Origin of the sequence: Citrobacter sp. Cb031 (genome assembly GCF_030336725.1) — a bacterium.
Taxonomy (GTDB): domain Bacteria; phylum Pseudomonadota; class Gammaproteobacteria; order Enterobacterales; family Enterobacteriaceae; genus Citrobacter; species Citrobacter braakii.
In genome coordinates, this window is sequence record NZ_JAOWDA010000021.1 from 1 (window position 1) to 22,987 (window position 22,987).

General features: G+C 50.4%; 26 protein-coding genes, 1 pseudogene and 1 riboswitch. Of the genes and pseudogenes, 11 read left to right on the forward strand and 16 right to left on the reverse strand.

The genetic code is table 11. The features are described 5' to 3' along the window. Window positions 1-364 precede the first annotated feature (364 nt). Window positions 365-760, forward strand: coding sequence for a lysozyme inhibitor LprI family protein (locus OGV93_RS04460; RefSeq protein WP_016152584.1), 396 nt, complete (start codon window positions 365-367; stop codon window positions 758-760). Here OGV93_RS04460 and rutR read toward each other — a convergent pair. From rutR to OGV93_RS04475, 3 genes are all read right to left on the reverse strand, one after another. Continuing rightward, on the reverse strand, window positions 757-1,395 hold the full coding sequence (gene rutR / locus OGV93_RS04465; protein ID WP_016152583.1) for an HTH-type transcriptional regulator RutR: 639 nt from the start codon (window positions 1,393-1,395) through the stop codon (window positions 757-759). The genes OGV93_RS04460 and rutR overlap by 4 nt on opposite strands. Window positions 1,396-1,453: 58 nt before the next feature. After that, a complete protein-coding gene (locus OGV93_RS04470; RefSeq protein WP_287109407.1) occupies window positions 1,454-2,368 on the reverse strand; it encodes a DMT family transporter in 915 nt (304 codons plus the stop codon). Window positions 2,369-2,533: 165 nt separating this feature from the next. Then, window positions 2,534-2,707: a con-10 family general stress protein gene (locus OGV93_RS04475; RefSeq protein WP_003036022.1), complete on the reverse strand. Its 174-nt coding sequence runs from the start codon at window positions 2,705-2,707 to the stop codon at window positions 2,534-2,536. Window positions 2,708-3,093: 386 nt separating this feature from the next. On the opposite strand from OGV93_RS04475, the gene wrbA reads away from it, so the two are divergent. Together wrbA and OGV93_RS04485 are read left to right on the forward strand one after the other, a co-directional pair. Continuing rightward, the gene (gene wrbA / locus OGV93_RS04480) at window positions 3,094-3,690 is read left to right on the forward strand and encodes an NAD(P)H:quinone oxidoreductase (RefSeq protein ID WP_003832057.1); all 597 of its coding nucleotides are present in this window, start codon (window positions 3,094-3,096) and stop codon (window positions 3,688-3,690) included. 20 nt (window positions 3,691-3,710) lie between these two features. After that, complete coding sequence (locus OGV93_RS04485) at window positions 3,711-3,938, forward strand: YccJ family protein (protein WP_016152581.1); 228 nt, start codon at window positions 3,711-3,713, stop codon at window positions 3,936-3,938. A 38-nt stretch (window positions 3,939-3,976) separates the two neighbouring features. Here the strand turns inward: OGV93_RS04485 and agp are convergent, their stop codons facing one another. The 8 genes from agp to OGV93_RS04525 all read right to left on the reverse strand — a co-directional run bounded on the left by agp (window position 3,977) and on the right by OGV93_RS04525 (window position 10,854). Further along, window positions 3,977-5,218, reverse strand: coding sequence for a bifunctional glucose-1-phosphatase/inositol phosphatase (gene agp, locus OGV93_RS04490; RefSeq protein WP_016156163.1), 1,242 nt, complete (start codon window positions 5,216-5,218; stop codon window positions 3,977-3,979). 87 nt (window positions 5,219-5,305) lie between these two features. Beyond that, window positions 5,306-6,013, reverse strand: a complete 708-nt coding sequence (locus tag OGV93_RS04495; RefSeq protein ID WP_016152579.1) for an ArsR/SmtB family transcription factor — start codon at window positions 6,011-6,013, stop codon at window positions 5,306-5,308. A 69-nt stretch (window positions 6,014-6,082) separates the two neighbouring features. After that, entirely contained in the window at window positions 6,083-6,838 is a 756-nt protein-coding gene (locus OGV93_RS04500) for a sulfite exporter TauE/SafE family protein (RefSeq protein ID WP_019076436.1), read from the reverse strand. Between the two features lie 133 nt (window positions 6,839-6,971). Then, window positions 6,972-7,478 (reverse strand): protein disulfide oxidoreductase, encoded by a 507-nt coding sequence (locus tag OGV93_RS04505; RefSeq protein ID WP_016152577.1) that lies wholly within the window; start codon window positions 7,476-7,478, stop codon window positions 6,972-6,974. After that, the gene (locus OGV93_RS04510; RefSeq protein ID WP_046274457.1) at window positions 7,468-8,091 is read right to left on the reverse strand and encodes a DsbA family protein; all 624 of its coding nucleotides are present in this window, start codon (window positions 8,089-8,091) and stop codon (window positions 7,468-7,470) included. Before OGV93_RS04510 ends, OGV93_RS04505 begins: the two co-directional genes overlap by 11 nt. Beyond that, complete coding sequence (locus tag OGV93_RS04515) at window positions 8,088-9,968, reverse strand: protein-disulfide reductase DsbD family protein (RefSeq protein WP_103929109.1); 1,881 nt, start codon at window positions 9,966-9,968, stop codon at window positions 8,088-8,090. The genes OGV93_RS04510 and OGV93_RS04515 overlap by 4 nt, the downstream gene beginning before the upstream one ends. 48 nt (window positions 9,969-10,016) lie before the next feature. After that, window positions 10,017-10,379, reverse strand: a complete 363-nt coding sequence (locus tag OGV93_RS04520) for a hypothetical protein (RefSeq protein WP_016152574.1) — start codon at window positions 10,377-10,379, stop codon at window positions 10,017-10,019. Window positions 10,380-10,449: 70 nt separating this feature from the next. Beyond that, window positions 10,450-10,854: a VOC family protein gene (locus OGV93_RS04525; RefSeq protein WP_016156158.1), complete on the reverse strand. Its 405-nt coding sequence runs from the start codon at window positions 10,852-10,854 to the stop codon at window positions 10,450-10,452. Window positions 10,855-11,251: 397 nt separating this feature from the next. Between OGV93_RS04525 and dsbA the strand changes: the two genes are divergently transcribed. From dsbA to OGV93_RS04545, 4 genes are all read left to right on the forward strand, one after another. Next, complete coding sequence (gene dsbA, locus OGV93_RS04530) at window positions 11,252-11,875, forward strand: thiol:disulfide interchange protein DsbA (protein ID WP_016156157.1); 624 nt, start codon at window positions 11,252-11,254, stop codon at window positions 11,873-11,875. A 206-nt stretch (window positions 11,876-12,081) separates the two neighbouring features. Beyond that, window positions 12,082-13,002, forward strand: coding sequence for a curved DNA-binding protein (gene cbpA / locus OGV93_RS04535; RefSeq protein ID WP_016152571.1), 921 nt, complete (start codon window positions 12,082-12,084; stop codon window positions 13,000-13,002). Then, the gene (gene cbpM, locus OGV93_RS04540) at window positions 13,002-13,295 is read left to right on the forward strand and encodes a chaperone modulator CbpM (protein ID WP_016156156.1); all 294 of its coding nucleotides are present in this window, start codon (window positions 13,002-13,004) and stop codon (window positions 13,293-13,295) included. The genes cbpA and cbpM overlap by 1 nt, the downstream gene beginning before the upstream one ends. A gap of 121 nt (window positions 13,296-13,416) precedes the next feature. Beyond that, on the forward strand, window positions 13,417-14,103 hold the full coding sequence (locus OGV93_RS04545) for a Crp/Fnr family transcriptional regulator (protein ID WP_016152569.1): 687 nt from the start codon (window positions 13,417-13,419) through the stop codon (window positions 14,101-14,103). A 47-nt stretch (window positions 14,104-14,150) separates the two neighbouring features. Here the strand turns inward: OGV93_RS04545 and OGV93_RS04550 are convergent, their stop codons facing one another. The 5 genes and pseudogenes from OGV93_RS04550 to OGV93_RS04570 form a co-directional block, all read right to left on the reverse strand. After that, on the reverse strand, window positions 14,151-14,987 hold the full coding sequence (locus OGV93_RS04550; RefSeq protein ID WP_016152568.1) for an outer membrane protein OmpK: 837 nt from the start codon (window positions 14,985-14,987) through the stop codon (window positions 14,151-14,153). A 95-nt stretch (window positions 14,988-15,082) separates the two neighbouring features. Then, complete coding sequence (tsgA, locus tag OGV93_RS04555; RefSeq protein ID WP_220221524.1) at window positions 15,083-16,237, reverse strand: MFS transporter TsgA; 1,155 nt, start codon at window positions 16,235-16,237, stop codon at window positions 15,083-15,085. Window positions 16,238-16,275: 38 nt separating this feature from the next. Beyond that, entirely contained in the window at window positions 16,276-16,983 is a 708-nt protein-coding gene (gene deoD, locus OGV93_RS04560) for a purine-nucleoside phosphorylase (RefSeq protein WP_287109408.1), read from the reverse strand. A 184-nt stretch (window positions 16,984-17,167) separates the two neighbouring features. Further along, window positions 17,168-17,275: pseudogene (locus tag OGV93_RS04565) on the reverse strand (YcgJ family protein); the annotation flags it as partial. Between the two features lie 147 nt (window positions 17,276-17,422). Next, window positions 17,423-18,232, reverse strand: a complete 810-nt coding sequence (locus tag OGV93_RS04570; protein WP_287109409.1) for a CatB-related O-acetyltransferase — start codon at window positions 18,230-18,232, stop codon at window positions 17,423-17,425. Between the two features lie 552 nt (window positions 18,233-18,784). Between OGV93_RS04570 and OGV93_RS04575 the strand changes: the two genes are divergently transcribed. The 4 genes from OGV93_RS04575 (at window position 18,785) to OGV93_RS04590 (ending at window position 22,980) form a co-directional block, all read left to right on the forward strand. Next, window positions 18,785-19,369, forward strand: a complete 585-nt coding sequence (locus OGV93_RS04575) for a GNAT family N-acetyltransferase (protein WP_353057864.1) — start codon at window positions 18,785-18,787, stop codon at window positions 19,367-19,369. Between the two features lie 164 nt (window positions 19,370-19,533). Continuing rightward, window positions 19,534-19,757: riboswitch (cobalamin riboswitch) on the forward strand. Between the two features lie 221 nt (window positions 19,758-19,978). After that, the gene (locus tag OGV93_RS04580; protein WP_149381045.1) at window positions 19,979-21,034 is read left to right on the forward strand and encodes an ABC transporter substrate-binding protein; all 1,056 of its coding nucleotides are present in this window, start codon (window positions 19,979-19,981) and stop codon (window positions 21,032-21,034) included. A gap of 66 nt (window positions 21,035-21,100) precedes the next feature. Next, complete coding sequence (locus tag OGV93_RS04585) at window positions 21,101-22,168, forward strand: FecCD family ABC transporter permease (protein WP_016156150.1); 1,068 nt, start codon at window positions 21,101-21,103, stop codon at window positions 22,166-22,168. Further along, window positions 22,165-22,980, forward strand: a complete 816-nt coding sequence (locus OGV93_RS04590; RefSeq protein ID WP_103929106.1) for an ABC transporter ATP-binding protein — start codon at window positions 22,165-22,167, stop codon at window positions 22,978-22,980. The genes OGV93_RS04585 and OGV93_RS04590 overlap by 4 nt, the downstream gene beginning before the upstream one ends. Window positions 22,981-22,987 lie beyond the last annotated feature (7 nt).

The following is a 22,987-nucleotide window of genomic DNA, read 5'->3' on the forward strand; positions in this document are numbered from 1 at the left end:
GGCTGGTCCGGCTGAAAATTGCCGACGTGTTTCCGTAAGGCCGGGAGAACCCGCAGGGATGCGGGTTCAGGGCGCGTTTTACAGGGAAGTTTCCTCGCGCCCGGCCCGGTAGCCTGGAGGAATAAACGGAGGGGACCACGAAGTGGCAATTTTCCCGCCGGGAGCCGGGATTGTTAAAGGTACGGCGATAGTACCCTTAACACGTTCACAGGGAGGATCGTTTCAGAGAAGTGACAAACATAAGGTGAACGTAGCAATATACCGGAGGCAACAGATTCATTACCTCCGTATGTGCCACTCATCCTCGTTAACTGACAAGCATGACTCCGGTAACGGGGCCTTTTTTATGGAGCCAGAGGGAAGCATGAAACGAATCGTACTGACATGTGCAGCGCTGCTGTTGAGCGGCCAGGCGCTGGCGGATGACTGCGCCAACGCGAACACTCAGATTGAGATGAACACCTGTGCGGCAGAGCAGTTTAAGGCGGCCGACACCAAACTTAATGACACTTATCAGAATGCGCTTAAGCGCGCCGCCCCGACCCAGCGCGATTTACTGAAAAAAGCGCAAATCTCATGGATAACCCTGCGCGATGCGGACTGCGCGTTAATCAGTTCCGGCACCGAAGGCGGTAGCGTCCAGGCGATGATTTCCAGCCAGTGTCTGACGGATAAAACCAACGAGCGTGAAGCGTTTCTCGCCTCACTCTTACAGTGCGAAGAGGGCGATTTAAGCTGTCCGTTACCGCCAGCCAGTTAACGCACGCGGATCCCTTCAATAATCATCCGCTGCACGCTCTCCACCGTTTGGTTAAAAAAGGCTTCATCACGCAGCGTTGCGCCCGTTACCGCCTCTACCTGTGGGGCAAAGTCGGCGTAGTGCTGGGTTGAAGCCCAAATCATAAAAATCAGATGATGCGGATCGACCGGAGCCAGTTTCCCACTTTTGATCCAACCGGCAATCAGCGCCGATTTCTCATCAATTAGCGTTTTGAGATCGCCCGTTAATTCAGCCATCAATAAAGGCGCACCTGCCAGCATCTCCATACAAAACAGTCGTGAAGCCTGAGGGTAATCGCGCGACACTTCCAGCTTAAGGCGAATGTATTCTTTAATGGCCACCAGCGGCGCAAAGTCTTCGCGAAAAGCCTTCAACGGAGCCAGCCAGACGTCGAGGATTTGCCGCAAAACGGCAATATAGAGCACCTCTTTTGACGGGTAGTAATAAAGCAGATTCGTTTTTGACACACCCGCCTGCTCAGCGACCTGTTCGAGACGCGTGCCGTGGATCCCATATTGGGAGAAGATATTTAATGCCGCGGTTAATATGGCCTGGCGTTTTGCACTGACGGCCTGCGAGCGCTTACCTGTTTTTTTCTCTGCGCGTTGGACCATGCGCCCTCTCCTTCTTGTGAGGGCGTCAGCATACCAAATCACGCGGTGAATGGTTAAATTAAAGCGACTCCGGCGGTGCCTCTTGCACTACCCCTTTTTTCTTTTTGAACTTCAGTTCGCTGACCAGCACGCCAACAATAATGAATGCTGCGCCGAGCAAAGCCAGTAGCGGTAAGCGTTCCCCCGCCAGGCGACCAAAGATCCCCGCCCACACCGGCTCACCGGTATAAATGACCGTCGCGCGCGTCGGCGAAACGCTGCGCTGTGCCCAGTTCATGGTAACCTGAATAATCGCACTGAAAATCCCCAACCCCAGCGCCACCACCAGCAATCCCGTAGACATCGGTGGTACGGTCTCTCCGGCCGGTCCCATCGCAATAAACGCCACTATCGAAGCGGTTGCCAGTTGTACCACCGTTACCCGCCGCACATCCACTTTTCCCGCCCACGCGCTAATCAGGATAATTTCTGCCGCAATCGCCACCGCGCCGGCGAGTGTGATCCACTCTCCTTCACCTAAAGCCAGCAAATTGCCTCCTGGTCCGGCGAGAAAAATCAACCCGATAAAGGCCAGCACAATGCCGACACACGGCATCAGGCCGGGCATACGCCCCAGACACAGCCATTGTAAAAGCGGGACCAACGGCACATACATCGCGGTAATAAACGCCGATTTACTGCTGGGAATAAACTGTAGCCCCCAGGTTTGCAGACTATAGCCCAACGCAATTCCGATACCGATCGCAACGCCTGCTTTGACTTCCAGCCACGTCAGTTTATGCAATGTGCGTAGTGACAAAAGCGCGACCGCCAGCGCAGCGGTGGCAAAACGCACGCCGACAAAGAAAAAAGGTCCGCTCAGGGTAACGGCATATTGCACTGCCAAAAACGTGCCACCCCAGAACATAGTGATCACAATGAGGATCGCTTCCTGAGGTTTAACAGAGAAGGAATAACGAGAAAGTAATGACATGAGACACCCGATTAACTGAATGTCGTTAGTCTGCGTTGCGTTTTGTTACAGTTCAACCTTGCAGACAAAAAAAACCGCCGGAAGAAACCGGCGGCGGTGGGTGGCTACGTAACGTCTGACTCTGATCCTCAGCCGTCACGGCATATCTGACAGCTAGCCTGGCAATTACGATTTGTTGTTGCCGTGGCTATTTTTGCCCCCTTTTTTGCCTGCCTCTGAAGCGCGTTGCGGGTCATTCTTAAAATTGCCCCCGCTGTGCTGGCCACCTTTTCGACCTGCTTCTGATGCTCTTTCGCGATCTTCCGCAAAGTTGCCGGAACCGCCTCGATGGTTTGCCATTACTGACCTCCGTCATTGATTAGACATCATATTGCATAGGTACTGAGGAGTGATACCTCACGCAGCGTTACGGGCGATACCCTGAAAATAACTGCGTGGGATTAAGCATAGTGAAGCGTGGCCTGAGCAGCCGCTAACTGTAATATCCTGCAACAGGATTGGTGGTGATAGAGAAATAATCACAGCGAGAAATCAATAAGTCTTTCTTATGACTACCAAATTCCACCCGGTTAAATATGTATCATTTTGCAACAAGAGAAGTTGTTATAAAAATTGTTATAAATCAAAGAAGTGATTGTGAAATTTGCACTCCTGACAGTACGTCATATCTTTAAAGGTAGGTAGCGAGTCGCTACGGACACGGTTAACTCGAGGAGTAGTGTAAAATGGCAAAAGTTCTGGTGCTTTATTATTCCATGTACGGACACATTGAAACTATGGCCCATGCAGTCGCAGAAGGCGCAAATAAGGTAGATGGCGCGGAAGTAATTATTAAGCGTGTACCAGAGACCATGCAGCCGGAGATTTTCCTCAAAGCTGGTGGCAAAACACAAAACGCACCAGTCGCAACCCCGCAAGAACTGGCAGATTACGATGCCATTATTTTTGGTACCCCCACACGCTTTGGCAATATGTCCGGTCAGATGCGCACCTTCCTCGACCAGACTGGCGGGCTGTGGGCTTCAGGCGGCCTGTACGGCAAACTCGCCAGCGTATTCAGCTCGACAGGAACCGGCGGCGGTCAGGAACAAACCATTACATCAACCTGGACTACGCTTGCCCACCATGGAATGGTGATTGTGCCTATCGGTTACGCGGCGCAAGAGCTGTTTGATGTTTCTCAAGTTCGCGGTGGTACCCCTTATGGCGCAACCACCATCGCCGGAGGCGACGGCTCTCGCCAGCCAAGTCAGGAAGAATTATCTATCGCCCGCTATCAGGGTGAATATGTCGCAGGTCTGGCAGTAAAACTCAACGGCTAATCTTCAACAGGAGGATTCGAATGCCAACTCAAGAAGCGAAAGCCCATCGCGTCGGCGAATGGGCAAGTCTGCGCAATACATCGCCGGAAATAGCCGAAGCCATTTTTGAAGTCGCGCATTATGACGAGAAACTGGCGGAAAAAATTTGGGAAGAAGGTAGCGACGAGGTGCTCATCAAAGCCTTTAAGAAAACAGACAAAGATTCGCTCTTTTGGGGTGAACAGACTATCGAACGCAAAAACGTCTAGCGCTCAGACTCCCCCGCGAACACGGGGGAGTTTTTCTTTTACTTAGCCGCCTCATTCAACACGCTGTCGAACTTATCTATCGGGCAAAAGCCATCCGCATCTATCGGACACCCTTTCAGCTCCAGCGTTACGCGCTGCGCCGGGGATTTCAGAGTCAAAACGTCTGCATTACGCAACTGCTGTGAGCTCTGATACACGTACTCGATTTTCATCAGATCACGATTCGCGTTGCTGTCATGCCAGCGCTGGAAGACAATCTTCCCGCCAATCGGCGTACGCTCGTTCTGATCGTGAAGCTGGTACGGTTTGAAATCCAGCGCGGTGAGCAGCGATGCGATGTTTGAGTCATGCCCCACCAGCACGGTTATTTTTGGCGCTTTTACGCGTTCAGTAACCAGCGCATTATCAATATACTTCACCAGCGGTTTGGCGACGTTCTGCGCCACTTCCGGGGAGGTGAACAGGCTGTCCTGATAGCCATTTTTCAGCTTCGACAGAACCTTCCACTGTTGATCGGATTTAATCTCGCCCCAGGCGACCTTATCCATCGGGAAGCCTTCGTAATATTGCAGCGTGAAGGCATCAACCAGCGAATTCCCGACCTTCAGCGGCCCCGAAACCCCAGGCTCCTGCTGGTATTTCGCGCTAAACGTATCTTTGGCATCGGTCAGGGAACACTGCTGTTTTTCTTTGCAGGACGGAGAGTCTTTGTAGTCGGTCATTTGCTCAAGCAACTGATAGCTGTCGTTGAGCTGCATTTGGCTACGCTCTTTCTCCATTGCCTGAACCGCCTGCTGGCTGAAGGCGGCGGAATCATCGGTGATCACCGGGTTAAAGGTGGGATCCATGGTGCCCATTTTTTCCTGATGATGGACCGGGACGTCGCAACCCGGGAAAGCACCGGTGACAAAGAACTGCGCCGTCGCGACCGTACGCTGCAGGCTGTTAGCATAGGTATAGACCGTACCCGGCGCCGGACATTCGCCCGATTTCACCATCCCCTGCTCTGCCAGCCACTCTCGCATATAGTGGCCCATATAGATTTCCAGCACGCCGCCTTTGGTGGTGAGTTGTCCGCCGGGGACATCCCATTCTGGCCATTGTTTGGGGGTGGACTGCTCAAGAACACTGCCATTATTGGCTAAAGGTGCACGTAAGTTATGCCGACTCATCATCAATACTTGCTGAAGCTGATAGCCTTCCGGCGCGGTCTGCGCCTGCGCGGCGGTTGACATTAATACAGCCCCTGCCACGGCTGCGGCGATTAACGATTTATTCATCCCTACGACCTCTTGTTGTTATCAATCACAACAGAGTGTGACAGAAATATGACATATTTCCCGGAACGCTTTCGCAAAACGCACCATCTACGGTGTCGTTTTAATACCGAACTCGGTTTCTAATTTGCGAATGCCAAGCGGGGTGAAGGTGACGCGGCGACCACTCAGCTCCGTTTTTATCCATCGTTTTTCAATCAGCCAGCGTAGCAGCGATGCGCCAAGCACGCCGCCGGGATGGTAACGTCGTTCACTCCAGTCCAGACAACCGCAGGTTAATTTCCGCCGCGATGCGCTCGCAGCCAGGACAATCCCCATTTGTGCCAGTTTTTCCTGCCCAAGAGAGGTCAGCGTTTCACCATCCGGCGTTAACCACTGACGGGAAACCAGCGTATCGAACAGCCTCACCGCCACCTCGCCAGCGAGATGATCGTAGCAGGTTCGGGCATGTCGTAAGCCTGGCGGCGTCGTGATTTTTCGTGGCGTAGATGTAGCCCACGCCACGCCCATCAGGCGCTCCAGCAGTTCAGCGATATCGGAGCCTGCAAGGCGAAAATAACGATGCCTGCCCTGCGCGAGCGCCACAACAAAACGTTGTTCGCACAGACGCGCCAGATGCGCACTGGCGGTCGACGCTGACACATCCGCCACTGCGCTGAGTTCGGTCGCGGTCCAGGCGCGGCCATCCATCAGGGCGCACAACATTCGCGAGCGCGATTTATCGGCCATCGCCGCCGCGGTGAGCGCCATTCGTGACTCCAGAGCGCCCTCTTCCTCACTTAACATCACTGATGCCATAGCGACCTCTTTGACACTGAATGTCTGAATTAACGATGCCATGAATGCGTTCTAAAGTCACCGCACAGGTCACACCGCACGCAGCATCATCTCAATACCCAACCCGACCAAACAAAACAGAAAACAGCGTTTAAACACGAGCGGAGAAATAACCCGTCGTACACGGGTTCCTAACCACTGACCAATCAGCGCAGGAACAATGGCCAAAGCCGATAAGCTCAACGACTGTACGGGCAGCGCGTTGTGCCACCACAGACCAAGCGCCAAAGCCAATGTCGAAAACGTAAAAGAGATCCCGAGCGCCTGAACCAGTTCATCTTTCTCAAAACCCAATGACTGGATCCAGGGCACGGCGGGCATCACAAATACACCGGTTCCGCCAGTCAATAAGCCAGTAACAAATCCTATGATGAGGGAGTACGGTTTTTCATGCTGCGGAGCCACTGCAATTTTCTTTCCGGCCAGCGTCCAGATAGCGTAAGCCACCAGCGCCACGCCGAGCGCAAACTGGGTACGGGTGGTATCGCCGCCGGTAATCCAGGCGCTGGCAAGCAGTGTCGCCACCACCACCGTCAATAACATTGGCCACAGTCGTTTGACTAATTGACGCGTATTTCCGCCACCGCCAAACTGAAACAGATTGCTAATCAGCGAAGGCAACAACAGCATGGCCGCCGCCGCAACCGGCGAAATAAGCGATCCGAGGATCCCCATAGCCACGGTGGGCAATCCCATACCAGTGACGCCTTTTACCATCCCGGCGAGGACAAACGTGGCGGCAATCATCATCACCAGAGCGGGCCCAAACGCTAACGAACTCGTCATGCTGCACTTTCCTGAAAAAGAGAAGATGACCCATTCTGGACGTTAATCGCAATGCTCGCTTCGCCAGGCAACGAAATATGTCTTCCCGCTTACGGGTCATAATATAAAAATGCCGGGTTTCCCCGGCACATTATCAGAACGTTTTTGCCCACCACAGCCGCAGCTTCATGCCCCAGTAGCTGGTCCAGCCGCTGGTTGTTGACACCACCCGACCTTGTGACACTACCACCAGCGTGGGCGTGACGCTAATCGCCCAACTGCGGGAGATTGCCCCGTTCGCATCATTGATGACCGGAAAGTCCACGCCTTTACGCGACAGCCAACGAGACACCTCAGCTTCACTGCCGGAGCGTAACGCAATGGTCATCACGTTTTCCCCTTCCGAACGCAGCCTGGCGACTTCCGGCGTTGTGAAGCGGCAAACGCCGCACCAGCTCGCCCAGAAATAAAGCAGCACCGGCTCGTCTTTGCTGAGCGCCGCCAGCGTGACGGTTTCACCATCCAGCGTTTGCAAAGGCGTGCTGTCAAAAGAGCCAGGGAGCTGCGGCGCGCGCCAGACATCCATCAGCAGCATCGCCCCTGCCAACAGCGCCAGTAAGATCAGCCCTTCGCGCAGCCAGCGGCGCAGTTTACTGAGCATTGGCCGCCGCCAGCTTTTCTTTGACCACTTCCTCAAGGGTTTCCCACGGCACCGCACCGGGAATAAGCTCATCACCAATAATCGTTGCGGGGGTGCCCTGCACGCCCACCAGTCGCGCCAATTGCAGGTTAGTGCTTAGCGTTTCAGCACTTTGGGCATCCAACGTCACCGGACTGGCTCCCGATTTTTCCTGCGCCTGTTTGATACTGACATCGGTATGGTAACCCTTTTTCTGCATCAGTTTTTCATGTAGCGCCAGAAACTGCTGCGGATGCTCAAGCCAGGTAGTCAGCACGGTCCGCGCCGCCAGTTCCGAACTTTCCCCTTTAAACGGCAGCGGTTTAATCACTACCGCCACGTCAGGATATTTCTGCACAATTTTTTCCAGCATGGGATCCAGTTGCTTGCAGTACGGGCAGTTGTAATCGGTGAAGTTTATCAGGGTCAGTTTCGCCTGCTTAGCGCCAATCCGCGGGCTGTTGGGATCGTTAAACAGAGCCTCCTGGATTAATGCTTCAATTTGCTTTTCCTGTTCCGGGGTAAACGGTGCAGGCTCTTTCGCTACGCTGACGGCAGAAAACAGGGTTAACAGCAGAACAATCATTATTTTCATGGGGTTACTCCTTTGGCATCGGTCAACGTTTGCAATACCGCATCGCGGGTCAACAACGTTGGTAACGCCTGGCCTTCCGGCAGACCGGGGCCATAAATTTGGTTATACGGCACAGCAACCTGGCCGCGTTTTTTCAGAAATTCGGTGATGGCTTCAGAAGGGAGCGTCCAGTCGCCGCGCAGCGCCACTACATCCGGCTGTTGCAACGCGGCCTGTACGTCATCTTTATGCAACACGTTGTATTTGTTCACCTTACAAGTGATGCACCAGTCGGCAGTGACGTCAATGAACACACGCTTATGTTGCGCCAGCGCATCCTCAATCGCCTGCTCGCTAAGCGGTTGCCAGTTCACGCTTTCTTTAGCGCTAGCGTGTCCGGCCAGCCCTAAATGCGGGAGCAGCAACGTCGCAAGCCAGATAGCCGAACCCAGCATCATGACACCGAGAAGACGCCGCAAAATATTCATCCAGCGTCCCGGACGCGGCAAACGCAGCGCCAGACCGGGACGCAGAGCCACCAGCAGCCACGGCAAGCTCATCCCCAGGCCGAGTGCGATAAACAGTCCCCACAACGTTGGCAGCGAAGCGGTCAATGCCACCGCTACCGCCGTTCCGAGAAACGGGGCGCTGCACGGCGTGGCGAGCAGGGTCGCAAATGCGCCTTGCCAGAAATGTCCCGACAAGCCGTTACCACCGCGAGTCGCCAGCGTGGTGGTCATCGCCGAAGGCAGGCGGAATTCAAACCACCCGAACAGGCTGGCGCTGAACGTCAGCATCACCACGACCATGACGCCAATGAACCACGGGTTCTGAAACTGGATCCCCCAGCCCAGCGCCTGATTGGTTAAACGTAGCACTGTCATCAATAGCGCCAGGGCCATAAAGGAGACCAGGATCCCGGCTACCGATGCGAGGAATTGACGGCGGATCTGGCGACGGCTTTTTTCCTCAACCAGCAAAATAGAGCCCAGTTTCATGCCGAGAACCGGTAACACACAGGGCATCAGGTTGAGGATCAAACCGCCCAGCAGCGCCATTAGCACCACCTGCCACAATGGGAGTGAGGCGTTCTCAATAACCGGGGCTTCGCCAATCGCAAGACGACTTTCCTGGGCAACACCGTTATCTGCCAGCACCAGCGTGACCGACTTACCGCGTAAATCCGGTGCGCCTTCCCCCCAACCGTCATGAACGGGTACCGTGGCGCGTAACGTCTCACCTGCGACGTGAATTTGCGGCATGCCAAAATCAGCATCATCAACGGCGTCCAGATACAGCCCAGGCGCAGTCCAGCCTCCCGCGCGGTGAGCCTCGACGACCAGCTCGCCGGCCCGTGCGCCAGCGCGCAAAGTATCGGTCAGGCCGCTGGCAAGCGGGATCTGCCCCATTGCCTGCGCATAGTCATGCGCAAAAGTCGGGTCCTGGGTCGTGGAGGTCACGGAAAAAGGAAAATCCGTCAACAGGCAAACGTTGCTACAGGTGGATAGCGTCAAAACACCGCTAAGCGTGGCGGGCGATCTGCCGCGCACAACCATCGGGAACGTCACATTATCGTGATAGCCCTGGGTCGTGATATTAGCGACCTCAAAGCGTGCAGGGGTTGGCCAGAACCAGTCGACCGCAGGTATTTCCCCTTGCCAGGCGATAGATGGCGCGACGCCTCCCTCGCCCGGCGAACGCCAGTAGGTTTTCCAGCCGTCCTCCAGTTTAACATCCAGCAACAGACGAGTTTCGCCGCCTGAGGACGTATCAGCGCGTAACCGTACGCTGGCGTGATCGTTATCGGGTGAACGCAGCCAGCCGGGTTCAGCCGCCCAGGATACGGGCAGCCATAGCAATAACAGACAGAACAGCGCCTGCCTGAAAACAGTCATCATATATTTTCTCCGTGAATAATTATCTAACAGTCAGCAACGGCTGTTCTGTCATTCACGGAAGACGCAAAATCGCAGATGTACCCTTAGCGTGGGCGGCGAGATGGCTCGCGGTGGGAAAAAAGGCAGACGAAACGCCCGCACTGGCGCCAGCAGCGACAGCAGCAGACACAGCACCAGAATAGCGCCTTCGAACAGTACCGGGGGCGCCGCCAGTAATGACTTCGCGCTCAGTTCACAAGGGGTAACGGACGAGGCCTCATCGGTCTGCGCTTGTGCGCTTACGACCACGCTTGTGGCAACGGTGTCCATCTGCAACGCGTGCAGACCCGCCATGCGTTGTGCGGTGCAAACCATCACCACAACACATGCCAGACAGAGGAACCACCATCCCATCCGTTGACGTTTCGCCATTATACCCTCACTGATTGATGCGAGTTATCTTAACCACTCACCAGGTTTTGGCAACCTTTGCGCTGTAAAGTTATGTCCTGTCATCAGCAGGATATACCGCGATTTCAATCAGATTGAGATCGGGATCTCTGACATAAACCGAGCGAATCGGTCCCATCGCACCGGTTCGTGCAACCGGTCCCTCAACAATATCTACCCCGTGCGTTTGAAACGTGGCTATCACCTCTTCCAGCGCACGCGTGGTGATAAAACACAAATCCAGCGCCCCCGGCGTTGGCGCGTAAGCTTTGGGTTCAAACTCTTTTCCCCGAATGTGGAGGTTAATTTTCTGATTGCCAAAGACGAAGGCTTTCCGCCCTTGCGCGAAGGTTTCCAGCCTCATCCCTAAAAGTTCGACATAAAAACGAACGCATGCCTCTTCATTATTGGAGGTCAATACCAGATGATCCAGGTGGTCAATCATAGCGATATCCATTTTGGTTGCTCATCTCAGACACTTACCCTATTCATTCACACGCTACAAGAAAAAGAGAATCTTACGGCTGCGTTGACAGAACATAGCGCAAGGCGTTGCGGCTCACGTTTTATAAATCAAATGATTATTAATCATATTTCCGTTTTTATTTATTACAATATAACATTGCCAAAGTAATTGCGAAAATATCACGGAAGTGATCATTCACTATTTACGAAGAGTACCAAAGGATATTCGCAGAACAGTACATAAATACAGTCCCGCTACGTATTGATGCGTAAATGAAAGTAAGGGTCAGCGCATTTTTAGGTGATTATCGTATTATAGCCCGACGCAATGAAGATCGTATTCATTCGCAGAAAATTTGTTTATTGAATGTTATTTAGAGTATATGGAAATGAAAAAATATTTATTACCCCTGATTGGGTTACTTTTTACCGTTAGCGCTCAGGCAGCACCATTTACCGACGGCAAAGAGTTTATCTCACTGGAAAAACCCGTCGCTTCAGCCCCGGCAGCGCTGAAGTTTTTCTCATTCTATTGTCCTTCCTGCTATCAGTACGATGAAGTTTTTGAAATCACTGATAACGTGAAAAAAGTTTTGCCTGCTGACGTCAAACTCACCGAATACCACGTCGACTTTTTAGGCCCTCTGGGGCAAGACATGACGCACGCCTGGTCCGTCGCCATGCTGTTGAACGTGCAAGATAAAGTCAAACCGTTGCTTTTTGATGCCGTGCAGAAAAAACAAACCATTAAATCGGCGGACGATATTCGTAACGTATTTATCAGCGCGGGCGTCAGTGCCAGTGATTATGATGCCGCATGGAATAGTTTTGCCGTAAAATCACTAACCGCCAAACAGCAAGAAATGGCTAAAGCCGTAGATTTAACCGGGGTGCCCGCCATTTTTATCAACGGTAAATATATGATCAATCCGAAAGGACTGAAATCTGATGACCTTAACGCGTTCGTACAAAACTATGCTGATACGGTCCGCTTCCTGATCACTAAATCCTGATGTTTAGCTAATCTCACTATTCGCACCACACAACAGACGCCATAACGTTAAAAAGCGCTGTTGGTGGTGCAATGCCCGCATCGTTTATAGCAATATCCTCCCTTCCCGGTTGGCATTCTCCGTTATCAGGATTACCCTAAACTTAGCGGTGATACCTGTTGTCAGGGTTCACCTTCTGCAAGTGTTGATTTACACGAGAGAACGCTATGGAATTAAAGGATTATTACGCCATTATGGGCGTGAAACCGACAGACGATCTCAAGACAATCAAGACCGCCTATCGTCGACTCGCCCGTAAATATCATCCTGATGTCAGCAAAGAGACTGACGCGGAGGCCCGGTTTAAAGAGGTTGCTGAAGCCTGGGAAGTCCTGAGTGATGAACAGCGACGCGCCGAGTACGACCAGTTGTGGCAGCACCGCAACGACCCACAGTTCAACCGTCAATTCCAACAAGGAGAGAATCAACGCTATAACGCCGAAGATTTCGACGATATCTTCTCCTCCATTTTTGGTCAGCATGCGCAACAGTCTCGCCAGCGTCATGCCAGCCGCGGGCACGATATTGAAATTGAAGTCGCCGTATTCCTCGAAGAAACGCTTACTGAGCATAGCCGCACGATCAGTTACACCCTGCCGGTTTACAATGCGTTCGGCATGGTCGAACGTGAAATTCCTAAAACGTTGAATGTGAAAATTCCGGCTGGCGTCGGTAACGGTCAGCGTATTCGTCTGAAAGGCCAGGGCACCCCCGGTGAAAACGGCGGGCCAAACGGTGATTTGTGGCTGGTGATTCATATCGCGCCACATCCGCTGTTCGATATCGTTAATCAGGATCTGGAAGTGGTCGTTCCCCTGGCGCCGTGGGAAGCCGCGCTGGGCGCGAAAGTAACCGTTCCGACGTTAAAAGAGAGCATCCTGCTGACCATTCCTGCGGGCAGCCAGGCCGGGCAGCGGTTACGCATTAAGGGCAAAGGTCTGGTAAGTAAAAAACATACCGGCGATTTGTATGCGGTGATCAAAATCGTCATGCCTCCGAAACCTGACGACGCCAGCGCCGCCCTGTGGCAGCAGCTGGCGGATGCACAAAAGACCTTTGATCCGCGCAAAGAGTGGGGGAAAGCATAATGGCTAACGTCACCGTCACCTTTACCATTACCGAGTTTTGTCTGTACACCGGTGTGTCAGAAGAAGAGCTACATGAGATTGTCGGCTTAGGGGTGATAGAACCTCATGAAGACGAGACTTTTGACGATCATGCGCTGAACGTCATGCGTCGCGCGATACGCCTGCGTCAGGAGCTGGAACTTGACTGGCCGGGAATTGCCGTTGCGCTGACATTGCTGGAAGAGAACGCTCAACTGCGGCAGGAAAACCGCCTGCTGCGCCAGCGATTGTCTCGCTTTATCAGCCATCCTTAGTGTGTCAAGGCCAGCATGGTGCTGGCCCTTTTATTATCCGCAACCCGCTCTTAATGACATTGCGCAGCAGATGGCATACAGTCAGCGATAAGAATTATCTCAAACAATAAGACGTTGAGCCATGCAGCTTAAGCCCCTCACAAAAGGTCGTTTTCACAATATCTGGCAGCAAGATGATGCCTTAATTGAGAAGATATTCCAGGAGTTGCTCTCTGAAACACAGATTATCCAGGAAGATGACTATCTTTACCGCCAGGGACAGGTAGTCGATCGACTTATCATGGTGCAGTCAGGAAGAATTTCTCTGCGTTATAGCGCGGAGAATGGTCGCCGTTTTCAACTGGGTGCAATGGAATGTGATGAGCAACTGTTTGGCGAAATGGAGTTTTTTACCGGGTATCGTTGCCAGCTTGATATCGTAGCCGAAGAACCGCTGACCGTGGCGGTATGCAACTGTGACCGTCTGGAGGAAGCGCTGAACCAGCACCCCAGACTGGCGATATTTTTCGCCAGCGCAATGGCCGTTGATTATCAGGATATGCTGGAAATCTTCCTGCACCGGATGCTCTACCCTATCGTACATAACGTAGCGTATGACCTGTATCGCCAGCATCAGGACAAGCAGCCAATGGATGGTTTTCATAAAAAATACCAGGAAGCTGAGCGATTCGGCACCACCGACCGGGTCTATCGGCGGGCGGTGAAAGCGCTGACGGATGCCGGACTGGTAACGCGCACGAAGCAAGGACTGGAAATTAAGGATCTGGATGGGCTGCGTAAATTTCTCGGCAATGACATCATTGACTGACACACCAACCCTGGCAAACGGAGCATTGGTGTGTCATTTCAGCGCAATCAGAACTTATAGGTGAGGTTGAAATAGTGACCCAGTCCGGTGGTACGCCCTGCTCCACCGTGGTTTTCCATCAATGCCATGTTGCGGAAATATTTTAAGCCATAACCTACTGCATAATGCTCTGAATGCCAGTAGATGCCGTTATACCATTCAATCGCGTTATTGCTATATAACGGCTGGTTAGCAATCTTGTTCGCGGCGAACTGGTAGTCAAAGTAACCCTGATAGTTCAAATAACTGCCGTTGGCGAATGTATAGAACGGCGTCGACCAGTTGGTCGAGAACATGTAACCATCCCACTTGCCTTCGTTATCCGCACCGTAATTTTCACGTACATAGTGCGCATAAATGTTCATTCCCACCAGACCAAACCACGGCACTTTAACATCCGTGCCGAGACCAACGTAATGCTCGAATAATTCCCGGTCGCCAATGTTATTTACCGTTGCGATATAGAATTCGTTAAATGGCCCAACGGATAAATCTTTATTAAAAATGGCGTCGAGGGAAAAACGTGGAGATATCTTGGCAAAGAAGTTATCCCCCCCGTGACGATCGTCCTGCTCGCGATCCAAAATATCAAAGAAATCCACATAACCATACAGATCGATAATCCCGGATCGTGCGCCAAACTCCAGCTCAAGATAGGTGTCATTACGAATACCATAAGGCACTTTCGCATCCACACTTTGCATTAAGTTCATCTGCATCCAGTTAAAATCATTTTTGCGGATGTTGCCATCGGCATAATCAGCCGCAAGCGCTTGCGTACAGCACATCGCAATTACCGCACCCAGAACTGTTTTTTTCATCATTGATTTATTTTTCTTCAACATTTTCAATTCCTTTGAGCAAAGTTGAGTGTCGCCCCACCAGTTAAATGGCGTGACGGCGGGCTATCTAATTAAAGAGGTAAGCGTTATTACTGTGTTTAATTACGTTTGAGTTTTAATGTACCCATCAACATAATAAAGATAATTAAATACAACACCGGTATTGCATACATAATTTTCTGCAATCCCATAGTTTTTTCCATTAGCGCACTGATCGCCGGACTAAACATGGCGCCAGCACTACCGCTAATTAAAATATAAGAAACGTTCTGGCTACTCGCGCGCTTCACGAAAGAAACCCCGTAGGCAATAAAGGAGTTATACAGCGCTGCGCAGACAAACCCGTAACTATAGGCCAGATAATCAAGCCCGGAGATATTTTCCTTCGTGACAATGATGGTAGTAATAACGCAAGCTAACAAAATAATGCTAAGCAGAAAATAATGTATCTTTACGCGGGAAACAATAACGGTTGAGACTAACGCGCCGACCAGCGCAGCACCCCAGTATTGCGTAATAATATTACCTGCTTCTTCGAAGGGAATACCAAATTTGTTCTTCACAAATAATGGTGCCCAGGTCAGGAAGGTATACAGCGCCAACATACCTAAGAACAGGCCAATGCCTCCGCTGATAATCCCTGGATTCCACTCGGATTTCACCGGGTCTGCGCTATCCGCTGCAGGGGCCGCTTCACAGGCGGTAAAGCGGGTGAGAGCCACAACGCCCAGCGTGAGTAAGGCCACTATGCCTACGCTCAGATAGCTGTAACTCCACGACATATTGTGCGTCAGGGCGAAGGTGGTAATCAGCGGGAAAACTACGCCCGCGACGTTAAAGGTGGCGTCCTGCACCACCAGCATCGTACTTTGAATGCGATCCTGCCAAACCGAAACCACGATCGTTCCCGCCACGCACAGACCAATCCCGCCGCAGAAACCCACCAGGGTCATGGCGACCATCACCGGCCATAAGCCAGAGCTTAAGTGCATTGCCAGAGCGCAGAGGAACACTATCGAATAGATAATGAGCGTCATACGCTTAACGCCGATTTTCTCAATCAGGAAAAAGGCGGCGATGGTCCCGGCTAACGCCCCACCGTTAAGCAGCGAAAATATCGAGGCGACGGTATTCACATCGGCACTGTAGCGTACTGCAATCGGTTCAATCAGCATGCCAAACTGACTGGCAAATCCTGCCATAATAAAATTTGCCAGAAAACTAATCAGCGTAAGTGCTATTTTATTCTTCATATAATGCCATCTCTGATTGGTTCATTTAAATGCTGATGCTAAGCCGTAACAGCTGTATTTAGCGCCAGCTCTATCATATTTTTAAAGGTTAACTGTCGTTCTTCCGCCGTTGTTTCTTCTCCTGTCAGGCAATGATCGGATACGGTTAATATAGCCAACGCTTCAATATTAAACTGATGCGCTAAAGCGTATAACCCTGCCACTTCCATATCCACACCCAGCACACCAAACTTTTCCAGTGCAGGTATTAAATTTTCGTCAGGATCGTAATAAAGATCGCCACTGAAGACATTGCCGACTTTAACGTCAATACCTGCCTTCTGCGCCAATGCCCACGCCTGCTGCAATAATGGGAAATGGGCAGATGTCGCCATCGCGTAGCCCGCGCTACGTTTTAAATTTGTGACGGAATCCGTTCCGGCGGCGATGGCAAGAATAATATCTCGCATTTTGACATGATGTTGTGTTGCCCCCAGACTGCCGACACGAATAATTCGCTGTGCACCGAAGTCATGTACCAGTTCATGAGCATAAAGCGTCATTGACGGAATACCCATGCCATGTCCCATCACCGAAACAGGTTGCCCAAAATAAAGACCGGTATAGCCCAGCATATTGCGTACATTGGTGACTTCGCGGTAATCCATTAGATAATTTTCGGCAATAAACTTAGCGCGAAGCGGATCGCCCGGCATAATAACGGTTGGCGCAAAATCACCCGCTTTGGCATTAATATGTGCAGTCATAACAATTCCTGAATTATGGGTATTGAAGATATGCAGGGATTGTAACCAGCGGATTGCAGAGGATTGAGGACAAAAGTCCTGCTCAGAGGATCGGCCTCTCATTTCTGAGAGTTAGTGTTGCGGGCAGATGGAAAAGCAGAAAACGGCGTCCCCGCCGCGCAGGCAGGGAAAACGCGCAGGACTATCAGGATTTATCGTTCTGTCTGAACAATAGAGCGGTGTAACGAGTATTCACTTTCCCGCTACGCTTACCATCTGGCCCGAAATAGCGATCGTTTCTACACAGACGCTCGGTGCCAGTCTGGTTAGTCCGGTCGTTGCTGCGTATGCTGACAATGGCAAAACGCTCATCGCTAGCAAGATGCTAACTTTTGTCATCGTGTTGTCCTTATCTCATTTTGCTTTCGCCGGATAACAGTCCCAACAATGACATATTAAACTAAAGAGTTGTAAATATTTCGGTAAGATTAAATTTTTTATATGCTTTTTCTTTTATAGTGCCATTCGATATCAACGTGCTCATTTCAGTGACAAAATTTATAATATCATCACACTTGCTGTTATCAGGTAAATCGGTGTAATTATAGTTCCACCATTTTATTTTTAACAACTGTTCAATAATATCTGACTCAAATCTGTATTTGATAATTTTCGCAGGAACCCCTGCGACAATAGCATATGGAGGCACATCTTTAGTAACAACGGAATTTGCTGCAACAACAGCACCATCATCAATTGAAATACCACCTTTTAAAACGACATCATTGCCAATCCAGACATCATTGCCAATCGTTGTATTTTTAGGCTTTGTAATAAATGGTTTCAACACCCAGTTTTGTCCGAACTCGTTGGCAGCATATTTATCAAACTCGCCATTATAAGTAAGCATATGAGTTGTAAAACGATTCATAGGATGGTTTCCTCCCATGATTTTTACGTTTGATGCAATACTACAAAATCTTCCGATATTTACATTACCCGGAAAATAACAGGTTGGAAATGAAAACGCACCAACGCTAGAAAAACTTTTTACTGGCATTGTGGAATATTGTTCAGCAATAACATCAGCTTCAATTCTAATTTTGTCACCTTTCGAGAACAGTAACAAATTTCTTTCTTTATAAACTTTCTTACCTCTATGATTCAAAAAGATATCGTTATCCATGCAAAATTCATAGTGCTTCCGAGTCCATCTAAAAACAAAAATTTCATTTGTGTCTTCTGAAAAATTATAGAGTCTGGTTTTCATACTGTTATTGTCTGCTTTTATTTGAAAATCTACGATTAGATTAAAGATACTCTAAACCCTAACCTTAATCAACTATTACAGTATGAAATAATACATATTGTAAATCACCTTGTTGTGACATTTCCTCTTACCACTCATAATTTAGTTTCTATAATATTCTGCTTAGAGAATGAATACAGATATGTTTTGAGACGTCGTTTTCAAAAACAAAATGTCAGATGCTTTTCTATAAGGGCACTTCAGGTAATGAAGAAAAAAATGCAGCCCCAGTTGCAAATGCCTGGCAGCCCAATAAGATGCAATTCTTTTTTCTATCCCAAGAAGACGCTGAAAACCTTAGTTCTCGCGACAGCCTGACCTTCTGCGCGAAGAATTTTGTTAAGTGTTTCTGCCTGATTTCACTCTGTGGTGGCCGCCCAAACACCCATTTATAACCCGTAATGAGAATAGCTCCGTATGCAATTGCGAGTCTGTCTCTTACTGCTCAATATTGTTTTTAAAGTGGTCTTATTGTTATTATCATTTTCCGTTCTAAATTTGAGTTATGCTGCCATGATCCCATTTAGGTTTAGTGAGATGACTCCCGCCGATATTCCTGCTGTTCAGTCGTTTCTTGTTGAGCATCTTAATTTATACTTCAATGCCGGTAGAGCCATGCCTTCTGCCGAAGAAGATCTCTTTGATCTCGCACAACAGTATATCTTGCAGGAAAGGAATTTATTACTTTGCGCGTGGAGTGAAAACCAGGAATTAATCGCTACACTGGGGGTATGTCAATATGATGATCGTATTACTGAACTACGTGGTCGCTATAACTTGTCTGAAACGGCGGAAATTTGTCGTTGCTACGTAGGTGAGCGCTACCGCAGACAGGGGATCGGAAGTCAGTTGTTTGCTTTAGCTGAGGTATTCTGTCAGCAACATCAATATAAGACTTTGTATCTTCACACACATCATTTTTTACCCGGAGGGTATTATTTCTGGTTGCGTAACAATTTTAACGTGATTATGGATATGCAGGATGAATGGCAATTGGTACATATGGAGAGTACACAAAAAAAGAGTCAAGCGCTGATATGCGGAACTTTTGATGGTGATCAATATGTTTCATACACAGAATTTTCAGCATGCGTGTAATTTGATCAATATCAACCAATTCTCATTTAGCTTCCTGTTGTTATTTTCATTTACAACATCGCAGTAACCAACAAAACCATAACTCACTGTATTAAATGAGTATTTTTTCTACACCACTACCTTTTATCTCTTGCCCTCTATGGTTGACCTTGTTAACAATTGCCGCTAGAGTCGCTTTCGACAGCATTTCATTACATTTTTGTATATGAATAGGAATATGGTGAGAATTATTCAATTCAATTCCATAACTGCCCCCGCAACTGTAGGCGGATGCAGAATATCCCTGTGTGGCTCATAAACCACAGGTCACTGTAAAGTTCATCTTTATGGGAAGGCCGATATTCTGATTACCGTGAGTCAGGAGACCTGCTGTCAAAGGTATATGCCATTGAGTGGACGGGATGGTCCATGGGATGAATTATTTGACGCAAGCGGTAGTGTATTTATGAATAAGATTTTGGCTGAGTAAAGCTTATTTGCATTTTTTGCATATCTTCATTCTTAAATTTCACGATTCAATGTCATCTATCTTCATGTCTCCTCCCGATATATGGAATGAAATAAGCCATGACCAGACCTTAAGATTCTGGCATCAACGGGACGATGATAATGCACGCTAATTCTACCTTTTACTTCTCTAAAAAAACGCTTCTGGCTATTTTTGGCACGACTGCTCTCCTGCTTACTTCCGGTTTTTCCGAGGCAGCAAAAACCGAATATCCTCTGACGATTAAAAACTGTGGCCGCGATATTACCTTCAATCAGGCACCAACGCGCGTGGCGACGGTGGGTCAGAACAGTACCGAGATTCTCTATTCACTGGGGCTGGCCGATCGCGTCGTGGGTACTTCGCTGTGGTTTGGCCCGGTACTGGAGGCTTATAAAACAGCAAATGAAAAAGTCGCCGTTATCGCGCAAAATATTCCAAGTTTTGAAGGGATCGTGGCGAAAAAACCGGATCTGATCGCCAGTCAGTTTGAGTGGCAAATCGGCCCTGCTGGCACGGTTGCCTCTTACGAACAGTTTAGTGAACTGAAAATTCCCGTTTACACCGCGCCAGCTGACTGTGCGAAAGATAACGAAGATGGTGGTGACGGTGTCCGTAAGGGCATGTTTGATATTGCCATGGTGTATCAGGAAGTCGCCGATCTGGCGAAAATCTTCGATGTTCAGGATAAAGGCGAGGCGCTGATTGCCAGCCTTAAAGCACGTGAAGCCGCAGCGAAAAACAAAATTACCGGAATGAATGAGAATGTTTCCGCCGTGTTCTGGTTCTCAAGCGCCGACCTCCAGCTTGACCCTTACGTTGCCGGGAAGTTTGGTCCGGCGGCATGGATCGCCCAAACGCTGGGAGTGAAGAATGTGATTGATTCTGCTGAAGAGTGGCCAACGGTGGGTTGGGAAACCATCGCAAAAGCGAATCCTTCACTCATTGTGCTCGGTGAAATGAGCCGTCGCCGCTTCCCGGCGGATGACTGGAAGGTCAAGATGGAATACCTCAAGTCCGATCCTGTCGCCAAACTGGTTCCTGCCGTCAAGGAAAACCATCTACCGGTCATTGACGTACAGACCATGAATGCCGGGATCAGAACTATTGATGGTGTGGAAAAACTGGCTGATGCCCTTGTTGAATATGGCTTAGCACATCCGCAGGCTGCTCATTAATCTACGTTTTGCGCTATATCCTCACACGGTATAGCGCATCTCCGTTACTCAGGAACGCAGATAATCATGAGTGATTCACGCAGGATGCGTCGCGCTGTTGGTCAGCTTGCGGTGAGAGTCAGTGGACATGCCGTTTGGGTCAGTGCGCTAATGTGTGGCGTACTGCTGGCGGGGATTTCCATCGGCGAAACGCTTATCCCCTGGCAGCATGTTCTCAGCACGCTGGCAAATCATCTTTTTGATACACACTATCCTGTCGATGCGCTGGATGCAGGGATCGTCTGGAACTACCGCCTGACCCGAGCGCTGGTCTCGGCCAGTTGCGGCGCGTGCCTGGCTGTTTCCGGCGTAGTGTTACAGTCGCTGCTACGCAATGCGCTCGCCGAACCCTATCTACTGGGGATTTCTGCCGGAGCGTCCACCGGAGCGGTGCTGATTGCTCTCACTGGACTTGGGGCTGGCATCATCAGTATGTCATTGGGCGCTTTCATTGGTGCGCTGACGGCATTTCTGTTCGTTGCGCTATTGGCGATGGCCGCTGGCGGTAGACAAGGTGGGGGGGTGACAACCCAAATCATCCTTGCCGGGATCGCCAGCTCCCAGCTTTTCAATGCGATTACATCGCTTATCATCACCCGCTCAGCAAACGCCGAGCAAGCACGCGGTATTATGTTCTGGCTGTTGGGCAATTTGAGCGGTGTACGCTGGCCCGATGTAGTCTTAGCCATTCCTACCGCTCTGGTCGGTATCGCGCTGTGCTTCTGTTATGCCCGCCATCTTGATGCTTTCTCCTTTGGTGCGGAGTCTGCGGCATCGCTGGGCATTCCGGTAAAACGTACCCGTGCAGTACTGATTGCCGCCGTCACCGGCATGACGGCGATTATGGTCTCCATTGTGGGTGCGATCGGCTTTGTCGGTCTGGTGATCCCTCATGCTGCTCGTCTGCTGGTCGGCAACCAGCATCATCGACTGCTGCCGGTTAGTGCGCTTACCGGAGCTATTTTCCTCATTATCGCTGATGTTATTTCCCGCACGTTACTACCCGGTCAGGTACTCCCAATAGGCGTGATCACGGCTCTGGTTGGCGCTCCTGCGTTTTCAATCATTTTGATTAGAGGAAACCAGAACAAATGACGGTGAATCTTGTACAGCCACTCGTTGCCTCTGCGCAAGTCGTTATTGAAGCCTGTAATTTGTACTGGAAGGTAAAAGGTAAGACGATTGTTGAAGATATTTCACTCAGCGTAACGCCCGGCGAGTTTGTCGGCATCATCGGTCCCAACGGCTCGGGCAAAACGTCACTGATTTCACTGCTGGCCGGTTTGCTGAAGCCAACTTCCGGGCGTATCGCCCTGCAGCAAAAGGCGCTCCAGCATTATTCGCGGCGTCACCTTGCGCAGCGGGTGGCGTTGGTCGAACAACAGGCAGAAACCAGCGAGCGTCTTACCGCTTTACAAGCCGTTTCTCTGGGGCGCACGCCCTGGCTTAGCCTGCTCTCGCCCTGGTCCGCCAAAGATGACGATATCGTGCAAACTATGCTGGAGAAGGTCGATCTCCGTGAATTACAGCACCGATGCTGGCATACCTTTTCCGGGGGAGAAAAACAGCGCCTGCATATCGCCCGGGCGCTGGCGCAGCAGCCGCAGTTGTTACTGATGGATGAACCCACCAACCATCTCGACATTCAACATCAGATTGGCCTGCTTAGTCTGGTTAAACGTGAAAAGCTCACGGTCATTGCCGCTCTGCACGACCTCAATCATGCCGCGATGTTCTGCGATCGCATCATCGTCATGACATCCGGGCATATGGAGATGCAGGGGACTCCTTGCGCCGTGTTTACCCGTGAAAACCTCCATGCCTGGTTTGGTATCGACGCCATTGTTGAACATGAAACAGGCGCTGAAAACTGTTTTATCCGTTATCAAAGACCTGATGAATTTTAAGGAAGAA

What these genes read in the sequence shown, in the direction of transcription:
- OGV93_RS04460 (WP_016152584.1), top strand. Translation starts at nt 365, where the DNA reads ATGAAACGAATCGTACTGACATGTGCAGCGCTGCTGTTGAGCGGCCAG.
- rutR (WP_016152583.1), bottom strand. Translation starts at nt 1,395, where the DNA reads ATGGTCCAACGCGCAGAGAAAAAAACAGGTAAGCGCTCGCAGGCCGTC.
- OGV93_RS04470 (WP_287109407.1), bottom strand. Translation starts at nt 2,368, where the DNA reads ATGTCATTACTTTCTCGTTATTCCTTCTCTGTTAAACCTCAGGAAGCG.
- OGV93_RS04475 (WP_003036022.1), bottom strand. Translation starts at nt 2,707, where the DNA reads ATGGCAAACCATCGAGGCGGTTCCGGCAACTTTGCGGAAGATCGCGAA.
- wrbA (WP_003832057.1), top strand. Translation starts at nt 3,094, where the DNA reads ATGGCAAAAGTTCTGGTGCTTTATTATTCCATGTACGGACACATTGAA.
- OGV93_RS04485 (WP_016152581.1), top strand. Translation starts at nt 3,711, where the DNA reads ATGCCAACTCAAGAAGCGAAAGCCCATCGCGTCGGCGAATGGGCAAGT.
- agp (WP_016156163.1), bottom strand. Translation starts at nt 5,218, where the DNA reads ATGAATAAATCGTTAATCGCCGCAGCCGTGGCAGGGGCTGTATTAATG.
- OGV93_RS04495 (WP_016152579.1), bottom strand. Translation starts at nt 6,013, where the DNA reads ATGGCATCAGTGATGTTAAGTGAGGAAGAGGGCGCTCTGGAGTCACGA.
- OGV93_RS04500 (WP_019076436.1), bottom strand. Translation starts at nt 6,838, where the DNA reads ATGACGAGTTCGTTAGCGTTTGGGCCCGCTCTGGTGATGATGATTGCC.
- OGV93_RS04505 (WP_016152577.1), bottom strand. Translation starts at nt 7,478, where the DNA reads ATGCTCAGTAAACTGCGCCGCTGGCTGCGCGAAGGGCTGATCTTACTG.
- OGV93_RS04510 (WP_046274457.1), bottom strand. Translation starts at nt 8,091, where the DNA reads ATGAAAATAATGATTGTTCTGCTGTTAACCCTGTTTTCTGCCGTCAGC.
- OGV93_RS04515 (WP_103929109.1), bottom strand. Translation starts at nt 9,968, where the DNA reads ATGATGACTGTTTTCAGGCAGGCGCTGTTCTGTCTGTTATTGCTATGG.
- OGV93_RS04520 (WP_016152574.1), bottom strand. Translation starts at nt 10,379, where the DNA reads ATGGCGAAACGTCAACGGATGGGATGGTGGTTCCTCTGTCTGGCATGT.
- OGV93_RS04525 (WP_016156158.1), bottom strand. Translation starts at nt 10,854, where the DNA reads ATGGATATCGCTATGATTGACCACCTGGATCATCTGGTATTGACCTCC.
- dsbA (WP_016156157.1), top strand. Translation starts at nt 11,252, where the DNA reads ATGAAAAAATATTTATTACCCCTGATTGGGTTACTTTTTACCGTTAGC.
- cbpA (WP_016152571.1), top strand. Translation starts at nt 12,082, where the DNA reads ATGGAATTAAAGGATTATTACGCCATTATGGGCGTGAAACCGACAGAC.
- cbpM (WP_016156156.1), top strand. Translation starts at nt 13,002, where the DNA reads ATGGCTAACGTCACCGTCACCTTTACCATTACCGAGTTTTGTCTGTAC.
- OGV93_RS04545 (WP_016152569.1), top strand. Translation starts at nt 13,417, where the DNA reads ATGCAGCTTAAGCCCCTCACAAAAGGTCGTTTTCACAATATCTGGCAG.
- OGV93_RS04550 (WP_016152568.1), bottom strand. Translation starts at nt 14,987, where the DNA reads ATGTTGAAGAAAAATAAATCAATGATGAAAAAAACAGTTCTGGGTGCG.
- tsgA (WP_220221524.1), bottom strand. Translation starts at nt 16,237, where the DNA reads ATGAAGAATAAAATAGCACTTACGCTGATTAGTTTTCTGGCAAATTTT.
- deoD (WP_287109408.1), bottom strand. Translation starts at nt 16,983, where the DNA reads ATGACTGCACATATTAATGCCAAAGCGGGTGATTTTGCGCCAACCGTT.
- OGV93_RS04570 (WP_287109409.1), bottom strand. Translation starts at nt 18,232, where the DNA reads ATGAAAACCAGACTCTATAATTTTTCAGAAGACACAAATGAAATTTTT.
- OGV93_RS04575 (WP_353057864.1), top strand. Translation starts at nt 18,785, where the DNA reads ATGATCCCATTTAGGTTTAGTGAGATGACTCCCGCCGATATTCCTGCT.
- OGV93_RS04580 (WP_149381045.1), top strand. Translation starts at nt 19,979, where the DNA reads ATGCACGCTAATTCTACCTTTTACTTCTCTAAAAAAACGCTTCTGGCT.
- OGV93_RS04585 (WP_016156150.1), top strand. Translation starts at nt 21,101, where the DNA reads ATGAGTGATTCACGCAGGATGCGTCGCGCTGTTGGTCAGCTTGCGGTG.
- OGV93_RS04590 (WP_103929106.1), top strand. Translation starts at nt 22,165, where the DNA reads ATGACGGTGAATCTTGTACAGCCACTCGTTGCCTCTGCGCAAGTCGTT.